Origin of the sequence: Chryseobacterium sp. MEBOG07, from assembly GCF_021869745.1 — a bacterium.
In the GTDB taxonomy this organism is placed as follows: domain Bacteria; phylum Bacteroidota; class Bacteroidia; order Flavobacteriales; family Weeksellaceae; genus Chryseobacterium; species Chryseobacterium viscerum.
On the sequence record NZ_CP084579.1, the window covers coordinates 104,629 to 120,901 of the forward strand.

The window sequence follows — 16,273 nt, forward strand, 5'->3', positions numbered from 1 at the left end:
CTCTATAATGAGATGAATAACTAAACCAAATTCTTATTATGAAAACAAAATTTTTCCTTTACTCGCTATTCATATTCCTGTTCGGCTTGATCCAGGCTCAGACGATCACTTTCGTTTCTGAAAAAAACAATCAGCCCCTTCCAAGAGTTTCGGTGTTTGGAAAAGACGGAAGCATACTCGCTTTTTCTGATATCGACGGAAAAATTGATAAACATGCGTTATCTCCGGCTCAGGAAAAATTCCAGCTGGTTTATAATAATTTTCCAGTAGCCACACTATCCTATTCAGACTTTGATCAGCCCATCATTAAAATCAATGATCAGGTAAAGGAAATTGAAACTGTGGTTATCAAAAATAATAAACCGGCTAAGTACATTTTCATCAAAGGAAATTTTAACGCCTATGTAACGGTAAACAATAAACTGAATAGTTATACAGACGGAATTGTAACTTACATTTTTGATAATAAGTCCAAAAAACTGAAAAGCACCAATGTTGAACAATACAGAGTTTTCAGACTGACAGATTCTAAAAATGAGAAAAAAGAAACTTCCTCATGGGATTATGGCAATTCTCTGCAGCTCCCAAAACTTAAAAATGTAGGAAATCCCGAAGACTATAAAACAAAAAGAAATACCATTAAAGAATTAAAAGGCGAACGTAAAGATCAGATCGAAGTAACGGATGCTGCCCTTCAGGAAAAAGAATTTTCATTATTCGGATTTCGATTCTATGATATCAGAACCATCCTGAATATGTCTTTCGAAAAAGGATCAGAAAAAACACTGAAAGATTTCCTGGAATATAATGAATTAGCTTTTGTAAAACTGAAACATAAAAGCGAACCCGATTACAACCAGATCATTCTGTATAATAATTTTTATCCTACAGAACTTAGCTTCAGCAATGACAATGATGTTGAGAAAGTAAAATTTGATAAAGACAACAGCAATTACAAAATACCCTACTGGCAGGATCCTTCATTCCCCAATATGCAGACTATTTTCAGCAGCTTTTTCAAAGGAGAGCTAAAAGAGCAGCCTAAAAAACAATAATACGCTCTAAATTAATATGAAAACAGCATTGAGATTTCCGGGAGAAACAATAAAATCAGCTTGAAAACATAAAGTAAAAAATAAAATCCAGTATTAATAAAGGTTTTATTAAATTTGCAACAAACCAAATAAAAATGAAAAAGTTTTCTTTTCTACTTGTTTTCAGTCTGTTGCTTTTTACAGCATGTAAGAAAGATCATGTAGATGCTACGAATACTAAAACACTACAGTCAAGTATCAATGATATGACTGCCAGTTTACCTACCATTAAGCAGATTAAGTTTAATGAAGCTCTTTATATCCTTAAAACATTTGGTGTAGAAGCTGATGGCGATATCAATGAGCTAAAAGCGCTTGGAAAATTGATCAACGGGAAAAAAGTTCCCGAAGTTATGGCACTTGCAGACGAAGTTGCACAGAAAAACGGAATAGAATGGGCAAGTACTGCCCCACCATCGCTTGGAGAAATGAATATCTTCGGGGATGATAAAGCCAAAGAAAGCGATCCTAATGACGTTAAAGCCGGTTCATTAACCCTTATTACAACCCCTACAGGAGATGACGGATCTGGAGCAGCTACGGCAATTCAGATTGTTCCAAGACTTGTGGATGCGGCTGGAAAGCCTGTTGCCTTCACTGGAGCAGGTCTGGAAGCTACATTGGAAGTCTTCAGTAATGGAGTAAGACTTGCTACGGCAAAGAACCTGATGCAGGATAATAATTTTAAAGGATTCAACTTAAAGTTCTCCTCTATTCCTGCGGCAAAAGTAGTAGACAACAAAATTGATATCACGGTTTCTGTAAAAACAACTGCCAAGACTTTCAAAATGTCAAAAATCGGGCTTGATGTAAATGCAGCAGCTCTGAAAGTTCCTGCAGTTCCTAAAACTGATACAACTGCAGTACCGGAACAACCAAGTGCTGTGATAGATCCAAATAATCCATCAGCGACTCCAGCAACCACTACAGATCCAGCGACAGCTACTCCAACAGCTTCAGCTTCTCCAAAACAGCCAACTACAGATCCTAAAAATACAGTAAATAAATTTTTGAACAATGTAAGTTCACAGAACTTGAAAGCAGCTTATGAAACAGCCAGCAATCCAAGCTGGGGAAGTTATGAGTCTTTCTCAAATCCTACTTCAGGTTTCGGATCTGTGAAAAATGTAAGTGTGAAAAATATTACAACAAACGGAGCCACAGCAAACGGGGCCAGTGTAAACGCCACTTATGATGTAACGGATAAAAGCGGTAAGACGACTTCTTTAAAAGTAACTTTCGGCCTTAAAAATGTAAACGGAGACTGGAAAATTTCCAGCTATAAAATCAATTAATAAATGGCTTCAGCAGAACTGATCAAAAAATTAGAAGAAACAATTGAAAATATCCCTGATTTTCCGATTCCGGGAATACAGTTCAAGGATATTTCGCCCATCTTTTTAGACCCAAAACTTTACGAAGATGTTATTGCAGACCTTGTTACCTTCAGTAAAGGAAAAGTAGATGCAGTCTGCGGAATAGAAAGCCGTGGTTACTTGTTTGGGATCGCCATTGCTGTAGCATTAGAAGTTCCGTTCATCCTGATCAGAAAAGCAGGAAAACTTCCACCCCCTGTCATTTCAGAAAAATATGACCTGGAATATGGAAGCGCTATTATCGAAACTCGTGAAGGACAAATAAAACCCGGACAAAGAGTTTTGATTCACGACGATCTTTTAGCAACAGGAGGAACTACTGAAGCAGCAGCAAAATTGGTAGAAAAACAAGGGGCTACTGTTTCCCAATTCAGCTTCCTTATTGGCTTAAAAGGCTTGAATGGAGATGAAAAACTGAAAAAATTTGGTGCAGAGATCTACCACATTTTAAATTATTAAGAATTTACCCTAACAATATATTTTGACTCCGCTCAGTATGCCAATCAGTACAAAACTGTTTCTCATACTGAGCGGAGTTGATGCTTTTTACAGTAAATAAAAACAAATTCACAACATTTATACAATAATCGCAATAAAGTATTTTGTAAATCTCTCAGAAACAATTAAATTTGCATTTCAATTTTTAAAAACTTATGGCAAAATTGGGAAAGAGTGCTCAGAACGAGCAAGAAGGTAAAGAAACAGTTGAGTTCTTTAAAGACCTTGATAGAGAAGCTTTAAACACTGAAAGATTTGTTGAAAAATATTCAAAGCCACTAGGTTTTGTATTTGGAGTATTGATTTTGGGAGTTTTAGGATTCTTTGCTTACAAGCAATTTGTAGTTGCTCCGAAGAACACTGAAGCTGTGAAAAGTTTCCTTTCTGCTCAAAAAAGCCTTGCTGAAGGTAAAGATAAAGACGCTTTGGGAGGAAAATCTGCAGCTAACCCAGGTTTTATAGGTACAGCTAATGAATATTCTTCAACGGAAATCGGTAAACTTTCTTCTTACAACGCTGGTTTATTAAAATTCAAAGAAGGAAAATATCAGGAAGCTTATGATCTTTTAGACAAGTTTTCATCTGACAACAAAACATTAGTAGCAATGAAATTCGGAGCTATGGCAGATGCAAAATCAGGTCTTAATAAAAACGACGAAGCTTTATCTTTATTAGACAAAGCGGCATCAGCTTCTGACGATCCTTACACAACCTATTACTTCACAAGAAAAGCGGGTATTGTTGCTTTAGGATTAAAGAAAAATGCAGAAGCTAAAAAATACTTCTCTGCAATTGACGAGAAATATCAGGACTACGACAACGGAATGTCTGATTCTTATATTGAAATGACTAAATATTACTAAAAATGGCAACAGTTAATCTTTCGGATTACAAGCCACTTCATATAACTAATGCCGAAGAATTTTCTATCGGCATTGTTTTTTCTGAGTGGAATGATTTTGTAACGTACAATCTTCGTGATGCAGCTTTGGAAATTCTTGAAAAAGAAGGCGTAAAACCTGAAAACATCAAACTTTTCCCTGTTCCCGGAGCTTTTGAATTAAACTATGCAAGCATGCAGCTTTGCAAAGAGAGAAAATATGACGCAGTAATCTCTATCGGATGTGTAATCCGCGGAGAAACGCCTCATTTCGATTATGTATGTTCTGCAGTAGCACAGGGAATCAAAGACTGCAACATCATGACTGATACTCCTACTATTTTCTGTGTATTGACAGATGACACAAAAGAACAATCTATCGCTAGAAGCGGTGGTGATCTTGGAAATAAAGGAGTGGAAGCAGCTGTAACAGCTCTAAGAATGATTGATTTCAAAAAGAAATTATCTGATAAAAAAGGAAATATCGGTTTCGGGCATTCTTAACCGAAGATCAACCTTAACGAACACATAGGGACTATTTTTTAATAGTCCTTTTTTATTGGGATAATTTTAAATCTAAAATCTCATTAATAAACAGGATGTTTTTGTTTTTTTCCATCAAAAGTTCTGTACAAAAACTATCTTTGTGAAACTAATATAGACAGTCAATACATGTTTTTAAAAAAAATAAAGCCGTTCCTATATTTAGGAGTTTTCTATCTTATTATTTCGTTGATAATAAGAACAGTATTCTTTTTTCATCCTATTACAACAGCTAGTTTTGGATTTTTCGAAATCGTAAAGGTTTTGCTGATAGGTCTGGTGAATGATATTTTCGTTTTCATTCTCGCCAGTTCCATTCTCGCACTCTACTTTCTCTTCCTTTCCAATTCAAAATATAAAAAACCTTACGGCTATATTATTTTTGGAGCGCTTGTTTTATTTTTTCTCTATATCTGGCTTATTCCCAATAATATTTTCAAGCAATATGGAGGTTCTGTAACGGAAGTAGCCCTTGTTTTTGTAGGAATAAAGACTTTTTTCTTTGGACTAATGCTTTTCCTTCCCACACAAAGGATCAAAATACGCAATACACTGTATTTCATAACATTATTATTATATGTTCTTCTGATTATTTTCAACGGGGTAAGTGAATACTTCTTTTACAATGAATTTGGAGTACGCTATAATTTCATTGCAGTAGATTACCTTATCTATACAAATGAAGTTATTGGAAATATCATGGAAAGCTATCCTGTTATTCCATTGTTTTCTGGCATCATGATCGTTACCCTTACCATCACGTGGTTTATTTATAAAAGAACAAAAGATGAACTGCTGGAACTTCCGGATTTTAAGCAAAAAATGGTTCTTTTAGGAAGTTTCATAGTACTTGGTGCTCTTAGTTTGCTGGCAATACCCTCTCTAATGCAAATTAAATCTGATAATGTTTTTGCAGATGAAATTGAAGCCAACGGAATCCCAAAATTCTATTGGGCCTTTACTCATAATGAGCTGGATTATTTTCAGTTTTATTCACAGATCAACCAGCAGCAGGCAGAAAAAAATTTCCTAAGTCAATATCCGCAACAGACCTTATCAAGAAATATTGTTGCTGAGCAGCCTGATATGAAGAAAAATGTAGTGTTGATCTCTATTGAAAGTCTTTCTGCAGATTTCATGGAACATTATGGAAATACACAAAAAATCACTCCATTCCTAGACAGCCTTGCAGACAAGTCAATGATGTTCACCAATCTGTATGCTACCGGAAACAGAACGGTACGCGGACTGGAAGCTTTAACATTGTGTATTCCTCCAACAGCTGGAGAAAGTATCATCAAAAGAGATGATAACAAAAATAAATTCACAACCGGGAGCGTTTTCAAATCCAAGGGATATGATGTTAAGTTTTTATATGGTGGTTACAGCTATTTTGACAATATGCAGGACTTCTTCAGTGGAAACGGCTATGGCATTGTAGATAGAAACAACTTTAAACCTGAAGAAATCAGTTTTGCCAATGTTTGGGGAGTTGCTGATGAAGATATGGCTAAAAAAGCGATTCAGGTAATGAATGCTGAAGCTAAATCAGGGAAACCATTCTTCAATCACTGGATGACCGTTTCCAATCACAGACCTTTTACTTATCCTGACGGAAGAATTGATATTCCCGGAACAGCAAAATCCCGTGAAGGAGGTGTAAAATATACAGATTACTCCCTGAAATTGTTCTTCGATATGGCCAAGAAACAGGATTGGTATAAAAACACCGTTTTTGTCATCATTGCAGACCACTGTGCATCGAGTGCCGGAAAAACCGAGCTTCCGATGGATAAATACAGAATTCCTGCTATGATTTTTTCAGAAGGATTTATTCAGCCTCAAAAGTTTGATGCGTTGATGTCTCAGATAGACCTAATGCCTACCCTTTTCGGATTATTAAACTTCAGCTATCAATCTAAATTCTTGGGTCAGGATGTCTTCAAACAGGAATTCCAGCCCAAGGCATATGTTGCCACTTATCAGGATCTTGGACTCATAAAAGATGGGCGATTGACCATTATCTCACCGGTAAAAAAGGTGAAGCAATATTCTTTAGAACTTGAAAAAAGTGATCTTGCTCCGGCATTTAAGCTGTATTACGACGAGAAATTATTAAAAACAGAAGATCCAAAACTGGTAAATGATGCCGTATCCGCGTATCAATCTACCTCTTATTGGCTTAAAACAAAACAACTTAACAAATAAAGATTTAAATATTTTACCGCTATAGTTTAGCTTAAAATATTTAAATTAACCAATAAATTTATTAGTATGAAATGGACAGACGACAGAGGCGGAAACGTTGATGACCGCCGTGGTTCCGGAGGCGGAGGTGGTGGTATGATCGTAGGTGGCGGACTTGGAACTTTAATTATAGCAGCTATCGTATTCTTTTTGGGAGGTGATCCATCCGGTATTCTGAATTCCGGCAGTATGCAGTCTTCAGGAAACTCCGGGGAACAAAGAGAGCTTACAGCCGGTGAAAAACAAATCGGACAAATGGTCAAAATGATGGATGCATGGAATAGCCAGACCTGGAATCAGATTTTTAAAGAAAATGGGATGACTTATACTGATCCGGGTATTGTTCTTTTTGAAAATACAACTTCTTCAGCATGTGGTACAGCTCAGTCTGCCATGGGACCATTCTATTGCCCCGCTGATCAGAAAGTCTATATGGATATGAGTTTTTTTGGTGAACTACAGCAAAAATTCGGGGCTAAAGTAACGGAATTTACGGTAGCTTATGTTTTGGCCCATGAAGTAGGACACCATGTGCAGACTCTTTTAGGTACTACTCAAAAAGTAGATGCATTAAGAAGAAGCGGAAGATATTCTGAGGCTGAAATGAACAAAGTATCTGTTGCTACAGAATTACAGGCTGATTTCTATGCCGGAGTCTGGGCGAAAAGAACCAATGACAGCAAACATATTCTGGAGCCCGGAGATATTGAATCTGCAATAGATGCAGCGGAAGCTGTAGGAGATGATAATATTCAGAAAAGAGGGCAAGGATATGTTAACCAGGAAAGCTTCACTCATGGATCATCTGCACAACGTAAAGAATGGTTTATGAAAGGCTATAACACCGGTGATATCAGACAGGGTGATACTTTCAATCAGCTTTTGAAATAATACTGAACCATTAAGAGTCGTTAAAAAGTTAAGTATCATTAAGATAAAAGCTAAAGCTATTGATAAGCAGTCTGCTTTATCATCTTGGAAAGATGAATCTTAATGGATCTTAACCATCAATTTTCTTAATGTTTTAAATAGCATACAAAATAAAATGCGGTCTCAGAGTGAGACCGCATTTATTATTTATTGCAATTCGATTGGGTTAGAATTTTTCTTCGCTTCTTCTTTTACCCTTTCTTCCATTCTTTTCTTAAAATCGCCAGGATTTTGATTTCCGCCTCCTCCAGGTCCTCTTCCTCCCCCAACTCTCACTGTAGTCGAAAATCCACCTTGTCCGCCGCCTTGATTCATGAATGACATAGGGTCACTAATAAATTTCTGCTGCTGCTTTAAATAATCTGTTCTTTTCACTTTCAACGTGTTTCCAAACTGGTTTAATGTCGGAAGTTCTGGAATCTTATAATTTTTCATTAAATCAAAAGAATATTCTCCTTTGTCATCTTCTACTTTTACAATCAATCCTGGAAGGCCTCCAAACTTGTAAGGTCCATCCTGATAAGGAAGATCAGTGGTAAACCATGCAGTCCATTTCCTTCCGCCAAAGTCTGCTTCAGCTTTCTGAACTTTATATTCTCCTATTTTTCTTGTCTCCGACTCAATTTTCCAGTTCAGAGGTCTGTCTTCTTCATACGAATAAACATCACGGCCAATTCTGTCTTTAAAATACGTCTTTTGGTTCTTTTTATCCTTTTCTATAGAATAGTTGATATTCGTTCTCAAGCCTTCCATCTGATCTCTGTTGATGCTTCCTCTTCCACCTCCTCCCTGAAATGCTTTTTGCATGATAGAGTCTCTTTTGATTCTGTTTTCAGAATAAAATACAGATTTTTCGGAAGAAATATCCAGATATGCATTTTCTGTTTTGATATCTGTTTTGTTTTCTGCATCCGGTTTCATAGTCACCTGATACACAAACCTATTTGTCTGTGCAGAAACATTCTGGATGAAGAGTGCCAATGCGATGATACCTAATTTTTTCATTTATATTTTTCTTTTATTTTAATTCAATTGGATTCTGGACCATACTCCCCGTAAAAGAGTGACTTTCTATAGATGAATTCTGCTGTGTAGGAAAACTTTGGCTTTCTCCACTCATTCCTCTATGCATTCCGCCACCTCCGTGACCTCCGTCTCTCATTCCTCCTCCATTCATGCCGCCACCGCCCATACCGTTTCCGCGTCTTCCTCCTTCAAGATTCATATTTCCTCCTCCATTATTTCCGGCCATAGATCTTCTGTTTTTACCAAACTCCATCTCCAGCGCAGCTTTATCTCCATGGAAATTAACTCTTGTACTTTGTTTTGCGTCAGCGTTTATCTGTTCTTCAAAAGCATTTTTGACTATCATTTTTTTAACAAGATCAAATTTATAATCCCCCTTGTCATCTTCCAGTTTTACAATCAATCCAGGTAATCCTGAAAATTTGTACGGTCCGTCAGAGAGAGGTATCTCTTTTGTAAACCATGCTGTCCAGACTCTGCCTCCAAACTCCGTGACTGCCTTTTGAGCAGAATATCCATTTTGCTTCTCAACAATATTGGTCGTTTCCCATTGTATGGGTTTGTCTTCCTGATAATAAATTTGTTTTCCGGCCGCCTTTTCGTAGTAATATACTTTCTGATCCGGAACACTTTTAGTAATAAAATATTCAAAGAAAGTAGGTTCAAGATTTTTACCTCCTTCCGGTTTTGAAAAATCTTTTTCCTCTTTTTTATGAGTTTCCTTCATTTCTGACCTTAAGGAAGCAAAAAGAGAGTCTCTTTTCAATTTATTTTCACTAATAAATAGAGAATGATCTCCTTTAATATCCAGAAAAGTTCTTTCACTTTTCATACTTACCAGATTGATTGAATCTGGGTTTACTAGGGTTTCATAAACAAATCTTGTCGTTTGTCCATAAGACACTGCGGTGAAAAACAGCACAAAAAAAACAGTTATTTTTTGTTTCATTACCAATTTTATTTATAGATCGAAAATACGATTCAAGGTTAAAGCTAGAAATAAAATCTTCACACAAGGATAACAATTTTATCTATTTTTAACATAAATGATCCCTCCAAAGTCGCTATTAATATCATAATCATTAAAATAGACATCTTCGATTTGAGATTGCGGAAATTAGTTCGTATTTTTGCATCATTAAATCATTCTAAATAAATACAATGATAAAAGTATCAGACTATGCAAAGGAGAAAGCCATCCAGTTGATGACGGAAGATGGTTTTAACCCTGCTGAAGATTATATAAGAGTAGGGGTGAAAAGCGGCGGATGCTCTGGTTTAGAGTATGTTTTAAAGTTTGATAACCAAAAAACAGACGCAGATCAGATTTTTGAAGATAATAACATCAAAATTATCATAGATAAAAAATCCATCCTTTATCTAGCAGGAACAACTCTTGAGTATTCAGGAGGATTGAACGGAAAAGGGTTTGTTTTTAACAACCCGAATGCATCCAGAACATGTGGATGTGGGGAATCATTTAGTCTTTAGTGAAAAGACATTAGATCCTAGATTTCAGATCTCAGAGTAACTTCTGAATTCTGAAATCTAAAATCTGAAATCTAAAAAAAATAATGAGTAAATATACAGAAGACGATTTAAGAGTCGATCTAGAAAATAAAAAATATGAATTCGGTTGGGAAACGAAGATAGATTATGAAGACTTCCCAATTGGTTTGAATGAGGATATCGTCCGTGCAATTTCTGCTAAAAAAGAAGAGCCGGAATGGATGACTGAATGGCGACTGGAATCTTTCAAAATCTGGCTGAAAATGGTAGAGCCTACCTGGGCAAATATCAAATATCAAAAACCAGATTTCCAGGCAATCCGTTACTACGCTGCTCCAAAAGCAAAACCTGAACTGGAAAGTTTAGACGAGGTTGATCCTGAATTATTGGCAACTTTTGCCAAATTAGGAATCAATATTGAAGAGCAAAAAAGACTCTCTGGTGTCGCTGTAGATATTGTAATAGATTCAGTTTCTGTGAAAACTACTTTCCAGGATACATTGGCAGAAAAAGGAATTATTTTCTGTTCAATCTCTGAAGCGATTAAGAATCACCCAGATTTAGTAAGAAAATATCTAGGAAAAGTAGTTCCAAGAGGAGATAATTTTTATGCAGCATTGAATTCCGCAGTATTCTCTGACGGAAGTTTCTGCTATATTCCTAAAGGGGTAAGATGCCCAATGGAACTTTCCACTTATTTCCGTATCAACCAGGCAGGAACAGGACAGTTTGAAAGAACTCTTGTGATTGCAGATGAAGGAAGCTATGTTTCTTATCTTGAAGGATGTACAGCACCATCAAGAGATGAAAACCAGCTTCACGCAGCAGTTGTAGAGCTGATCGCGATGGATGATGCTGAAATTAAATACTCAACCGTTCAGAACTGGTATCCTGGTAATGAAGAAGGTAAAGGAGGGGTATTCAACTTTGTAACGAAAAGAGGGCTTTGCGAAAGAAATGCAAAAATCTCATGGACACAGGTTGAAACGGGTTCTGCAGTAACATGGAAGTATCCATCTTGTATCCTTAAAGGGGACAATGCAATTGGAGAGTTTTATTCTATTGCTGTAACCAACAATCACCAGTATGCTGATACAGGAACAAAAATGATTCACATTGGTAAAAATACCAGGTCAACGATTATTTCAAAAGGTATTTCTGCGGGAAAATCTCAAAATTCATACAGAGGATTGGTAAAAGTAATGCCTTCTGCAAAAGGAGCAAGAAACTTCTCCCAGTGTGACTCTCTATTGATGGGTAATGAATGTGGAGCACACACTTTCCCTTATATTGAAATCAAAGATCCTACTGCACAGTTAGAGCACGAGGCAACGACTTCAAAAATTGGGGAAGACCAGATTTTCTACTGTAACCAGAGAGGGATTGATACAGAAAGAGCTATCGCTCTGATTGTAAATGGATTCAGTAAAGAAGTTTTAAACAAGCTTCCGATGGAGTTTGCTATTGAAGCTCAGAAATTGTTAGAAATTTCATTAGAAGGTTCAGTAGGATAAATCCTTCAAAAAGGATCTCTCAAATAAAAACTAACTGATATAATGGCAAGGTTTTCAGCGTTTTTATGAGATCAAAAACCGTTATAAACGGAAATATAAGTTCTAGTCTTCACAGAAGATTATAACAAACATAAAATATAAAAAGCTTCTATCCGTCTGTTGGAGAAATTTCCAAATAAAGACATAATGTATATACAGGAGAAGCTCACACAATTATAAAAGCAAAAGTTAGCAAGAATGTTACAAATTAAAGACCTTCACGCCAGAATTGAAGATGGCGCAGAAATATTAAAAGGTATTAATCTTGAAATAAAGCCGGGCGAAGTTCACGCTATCATGGGACCCAACGGAGCTGGTAAGTCTACCCTATCTTCTGTAATCGCTGGAAAAGATGATTACGAAGTAACTGGTGGAGAAATTCTTTTCCAAGGGGAAGACATCAGCGAAGACGCTCCAGAAGATAGAGCTCACAAAGGGATTTTCCTTTCTTTCCAGTATCCAGTGGAAATTCCGGGAGTTTCTGTAACGAACTTTATCAAAGCTGCTTTAAACGAGACTAGAAAAGCAAACGGACTGACAGAGATGCCGGCAAAAGAAATGCTTGCATTGATCCGTGAAAAATCTGAAAAGTTGGGTATCAAGAAAGATTTCCTTTCAAGATCATTGAACGAGGGATTCTCAGGAGGTGAAAAGAAAAGAAATGAGATTTTTCAGATGATGATGCTGAATCCTAAATTGGCTATTCTTGATGAAACCGATTCCGGATTGGACATCGATGCACTAAGAATCGTTGCAGATGGGGTAAACCACTTTAAAAATGAAGGAAATGCAGTTCTTTTGATTACTCACTATCAGAGATTGCTTAACTATATTCAGCCTGACTTCGTTCACGTTTTAGCTAACGGAAAAATCATCAAAACGGGTGATAAATCTTTAGCGTTAGAACTTGAAGAAAAAGGGTACGACTGGCTTCTTAACTAAGAAGAATATATTATTTCAGAGATTAAAGTTTTCTGCGATTATTCATGAAACGTAACAAAATGAAGAATCTCTAATATTAAAAATTGGGTTCCACATTGTTTGGAATAACAATATTTTAATTCAAAATAAAAAGAAAAAATGGTGCAAACCACAGATATACCAGTAATGGCATTAAAAGAACAAATTATAGAGAACCATAATGAATTTTTGGAGAGTCTTCGTCACAGGTTTCTGGATGATGAAAGAAAAGCGGCTCTTCAGAGATTTGCAAACATTGGCGTTCCAACAAAAAAAGACGAAGAATATAAATATACCAATCTAAAGGAGATCACGGAAAAAAGCTATAACTTCTTCCCGAAAGAGAGCCACAATATTACTAAAGAGCAGTTTGATGAATTGCACCTTGGAGAGGAAAATTTTGATTGGATTGTTTTTGTAAACGGTAAACTTCACAAGGAACTTTCAAAAGTTTCTATTGAAAATGTAGAGTTTCTTTCATTCAACTACGCATTGAACGACGAGAAGCATAAAGAAGTTTTTGAAAAATATTTCAACACGGCAGCTTCTAAAGACGAGGCTTTTACCAACTTAAACCTTGCTTACTGCAAATACGGTTTCTTCCTTAAGGTTCCTAAAAATGTAGTGATTGAAAAGCCAATCCACGTTTTTTATATTTCTCAAAATCAAGAGGAAAATACGTTCTACAATACAAGAAACCTCTTGATCGTAGAAGAAGGAGCAAAAGTAGAAGTGATTGAAAGCCACCATAATTTTGACAGCACATATGTATTGACTAACTCTGTAACGGAGATCTTTACTTATCCAAACGCAAAAGCAGATTGGCACAAGCTTCAAAATGATAACAATACAACTTATCTTATTGACAGTACTTTCGCAAAACAGGAGAAAGACAGCGTAACGACTGTAAATACATTCTCTTTCGGAGGTAAACTGGTAAGAAATAACCTGGATTTTATTCATAATGGATCAAACATCAATTCATTCATGAACGGAATCACCATCATCGGAAAAGATCAGTTGGTAGATCACCATACAGCGGTTCACCATAACTTCCCGAACTGTGAAAGTTACCAGAACTACAAAGGAATCTTCGATGGCAATGCTCACGGAGTTTTCAACGGAAAAGTTTTTGTAGATAAAATTGCTCAGAAAACAAACGCTTATCAGCAAAACAACAATGTATTGCTAAGTGAAGGGGCAACCATTGATACAAAACCTCAGTTGGAGATCTTTGCAGATGATGTAAAATGTTCTCACGGATGTACGGTAGGTCAGCTGAATAAAGATGCTTTATTCTACCTGAGAGCAAGAGGAATCTCTAAAAAAGAAGCTCAGGCATTGCTTTTATATGCTTTCGCAAATGATGCTATGCAAAATATTGATATAGAGCCTCTAAAAGAAAAAATTTCAAAGCTATTGGCTGAGAAACTAGGAGTAGATATAGAATTTTAAAACTTTATATATATTGATACATAAAAGCACTTCTTTTGAAGTGCTTTTATAGTTTTAGCTGGTTTATTTCCGCTTTATTTCTTTAACCAGCCTTGGTTATCTTTATTATCTGAACGTTTCTTACCGTTATCAAAGTTATAGGCTAAACCTACGCCTAATGTCTGCTTCAACTGTGTTTTCCATATCTGGTTATGATCATACAGCAAATCCAGGGTAATATTGGATGAAATATACTTATTGATCTTCATATTTAAGATCGCTCCATAAGCCAACACCAATCTATCTGGATGATCCAGATAATTTGAAAATACAGACGCTGTATTGGTCAGGTTAATATTCTCCATGATTTTGATCTTATAGATAGCTGTCCCAAGGAAACCAAACTGGAAAAGTGATGAATCACCATTATTTTTAAGACCATACGTTCCTGCAGTTTGAAGATCTTTATCCAGGACAAAAGTCCATCTTCCATTGGCCGGACGTAAAGTCACTGTCAAATTATCATTAGGACGGTAGGTAACCCCTGCACCCACATTTAAATATCCCGGAGCCATGAAATTGGAAATCTTCTTAGCATCAGGATTGTTCCCATCTTCATATCCCGGAGCAAACTGAGTCTGAAGCCCGACTCCTCCTGAGAAATACCAGCTTTCAGCAAATTTTCTACCATAGTTTGTAGAAAGGTTGATGACATCCTGAGTTTTTCTCACTCCCGTTCCCTGAGTATTGTTCTGTCCGTAGCCCAGAATAATAATATTTTCCCAAAGATCTTTCCCTTTTTCATAAGTCATGTTGTAATTGACACCGGCAAGCCATCCCACGTTGTTGGCTCCCCCACCTACCCAGTTTGAAAAGGCAGCCTGATTAAGCATTAATGTGTTTTGTCCCTGAATAGACCAGGCTTTAACGGTGTCTACTGCCGGAGCATCTGTTTTAGTCTCTTGCGCCAAAGCTATCGCTCCAAAAGAAATGGAACTGATCAATAAAAGTTTTTTCATAATGTCGATTTATTACAAATGTATAAATAATAATTTACGCCGGAAGAAAATTCACTTTAAAATGAATTTAACATAAGCGAATTTAGCCTCATAACACCATGAAAACAACTCGTTTAAAGATAACCCATATCCATTATGAACTTAAACCAACTTAAAACGACAGTATTTTAAAAGCAAAAAACACCTCATTTCTGAAGTGTTTTTATCTATTGAATATATGATTCTATATTATTTTTTTATCCACCATTGGCTGTCTTTACGCTCAGATCTTTTCACCCCATTATTCAGGGTATAGGCGAATCCAATTCCAAGGGTCTGTTTCAGCTGCGTTTTTTCTATCTGATTGTGATCGTACAGCAAATCTAATGTCACATTGGATGAGATATACTTGTTTACTTTCAGGTTCAATAATGCTCCATACGCAAGGACCAATCTGTCCGGACGGTCAAGATAATTTGAAAAGACAGAAGCTGTATTCGTTAAGTAAATATCTTCCATTATTTTCAGTTTATATATTGCCGTTCCCAGAAAACCGAATTGTAATAAGGAAGTATCACCATCGCTTTTCAAACCATAACTTCCTGCCGTCTGAAGGTCTTTGTCTAATACAAAAGTCCATCTGGCATTGGTAGGACGTAAAGTGACCGTAAGATCATCATTAGGTCTGTACGTGATACCCATACCGACATTCACGTAACCTGGTGCCATAAAATTCGATATTTTCTTTGCTTCAGGATTATTCCCATCTTCATACCCTGCGGCAAACTGGGACTGAAGCCCTGCTCCTCCAGAGAAATACCAGCTTTTTGAAAACTTCCTCCCATAATTGGTAGAAACATTGATAACATCCTGGGTTTTTCTTATTCCCAATCCCTTCGTATCATTCTGCCCATAGCCCAGTATAATAATATTCTCCCAAAGATCATTATCCTTTTCATAGGTCAGATTGTAATTGACACCGGCAAGCCATCCCACGTTGTTGGCTCCCCCACCTACCCAGTTTGAAAAGGCAGCCTGGTTGATCATTACTGTATTTTTTCCTAAAACTGACCAGTATTTTACTGTGTCTACCACTACGGAATCTTTTTTCAATTCTTCTTGTGCACTTGCATAAATTCCCATAAAAATGGAAAGAATCAATAAAAACTTCTTCATTACTGTAAATAATTTTCGGTACAAAAATATTAATATTTTTTTTTTAAAG

At 36.4% G+C, this 16,273-nt stretch carries 15 protein-coding genes; 11 read left to right on the forward strand and 4 right to left on the reverse strand.

Annotation, left to right across the window (positions count from 1 at the left end; translation table 11 throughout):
* Positions 1-38 precede the first annotated feature (38 nt).
* The 7 genes from LF886_RS00450 to LF886_RS00480 all read left to right on the forward strand — a co-directional run bounded on the left by LF886_RS00450 (position 39) and on the right by LF886_RS00480 (position 7,529).
* Positions 39-1,055: a hypothetical protein gene (locus tag LF886_RS00450; RefSeq protein WP_236852167.1), complete on the forward strand. Its 1,017-nt coding sequence runs from the start codon at positions 39-41 to the stop codon at positions 1,053-1,055.
* Positions 1,056-1,189: 134 nt separating this feature from the next.
* Positions 1,190-2,389: a hypothetical protein gene (locus LF886_RS00455; RefSeq protein ID WP_236852168.1), complete on the forward strand. Its 1,200-nt coding sequence runs from the start codon at positions 1,190-1,192 to the stop codon at positions 2,387-2,389.
* 3 nt (positions 2,390-2,392) lie between these two features.
* Positions 2,393-2,929 carry an adenine phosphoribosyltransferase gene (locus LF886_RS00460; RefSeq protein WP_124532664.1) on the forward strand — a complete coding sequence of 179 codons (537 nt, stop codon included), beginning with the start codon at positions 2,393-2,395 and terminating at the stop codon, positions 2,927-2,929.
* A 194-nt stretch (positions 2,930-3,123) separates the two neighbouring features.
* Positions 3,124-3,831, forward strand: coding sequence for a hypothetical protein (locus LF886_RS00465; protein ID WP_103233697.1), 708 nt, complete (start codon positions 3,124-3,126; stop codon positions 3,829-3,831).
* Positions 3,832-3,833: 2 nt separating this feature from the next.
* Entirely contained in the window at positions 3,834-4,352 is a 519-nt protein-coding gene (gene ribH, locus LF886_RS00470) for a 6,7-dimethyl-8-ribityllumazine synthase (protein WP_103233698.1), read from the forward strand.
* 168 nt (positions 4,353-4,520) lie between these two features.
* Entirely contained in the window at positions 4,521-6,599 is a 2,079-nt protein-coding gene (locus LF886_RS00475; protein ID WP_236852169.1) for an LTA synthase family protein, read from the forward strand.
* Between the two features lie 66 nt (positions 6,600-6,665).
* Entirely contained in the window at positions 6,666-7,529 is an 864-nt protein-coding gene (locus LF886_RS00480; protein ID WP_236852170.1) for a neutral zinc metallopeptidase, read from the forward strand.
* Between the two features lie 186 nt (positions 7,530-7,715).
* On the opposite strand, the gene LF886_RS00485 is transcribed toward LF886_RS00480, so the two are convergent.
* Complete coding sequence (locus LF886_RS00485) at positions 7,716-8,573, reverse strand: GLPGLI family protein (protein ID WP_236852171.1); 858 nt, start codon at positions 8,571-8,573, stop codon at positions 7,716-7,718.
* Positions 8,574-8,586: 13 nt separating this feature from the next.
* Positions 8,587-9,543, reverse strand: coding sequence for a GLPGLI family protein (locus tag LF886_RS00490; protein ID WP_236852172.1), 957 nt, complete (start codon positions 9,541-9,543; stop codon positions 8,587-8,589).
* Between the two features lie 212 nt (positions 9,544-9,755).
* On the opposite strand from LF886_RS00490, the gene LF886_RS00495 reads away from it, so the two are divergent.
* The 4 genes from LF886_RS00495 to sufD all read left to right on the forward strand — a co-directional run bounded on the left by LF886_RS00495 (position 9,756) and on the right by sufD (position 14,071).
* Positions 9,756-10,085, forward strand: a complete 330-nt coding sequence (locus LF886_RS00495; protein ID WP_045491822.1) for a HesB/IscA family protein — start codon at positions 9,756-9,758, stop codon at positions 10,083-10,085.
* An 83-nt stretch (positions 10,086-10,168) separates the two neighbouring features.
* Complete coding sequence (sufB, locus tag LF886_RS00500) at positions 10,169-11,617, forward strand: Fe-S cluster assembly protein SufB (RefSeq protein ID WP_124532675.1); 1,449 nt, start codon at positions 10,169-10,171, stop codon at positions 11,615-11,617.
* Between the two features lie 237 nt (positions 11,618-11,854).
* Positions 11,855-12,598 carry a Fe-S cluster assembly ATPase SufC gene (gene sufC, locus LF886_RS00505; RefSeq protein WP_236852173.1) on the forward strand — a complete coding sequence of 248 codons (744 nt, stop codon included), beginning with the start codon at positions 11,855-11,857 and terminating at the stop codon, positions 12,596-12,598.
* A 165-nt stretch (positions 12,599-12,763) separates the two neighbouring features.
* On the forward strand, positions 12,764-14,071 hold the full coding sequence (gene sufD / locus LF886_RS00510) for a Fe-S cluster assembly protein SufD (RefSeq protein WP_236854350.1): 1,308 nt from the start codon (positions 12,764-12,766) through the stop codon (positions 14,069-14,071).
* A gap of 74 nt (positions 14,072-14,145) precedes the next feature.
* Here sufD and LF886_RS00515 read toward each other — a convergent pair whose 3' ends face one another.
* On the reverse strand, positions 14,146-15,069 hold the full coding sequence (locus tag LF886_RS00515) for a DUF3078 domain-containing protein (protein WP_236852174.1): 924 nt from the start codon (positions 15,067-15,069) through the stop codon (positions 14,146-14,148).
* 228 nt (positions 15,070-15,297) lie between these two features.
* Positions 15,298-16,224, reverse strand: coding sequence for a DUF3078 domain-containing protein (locus LF886_RS00520; RefSeq protein ID WP_236852175.1), 927 nt, complete (start codon positions 16,222-16,224; stop codon positions 15,298-15,300).
* Positions 16,225-16,273 lie beyond the last annotated feature (49 nt).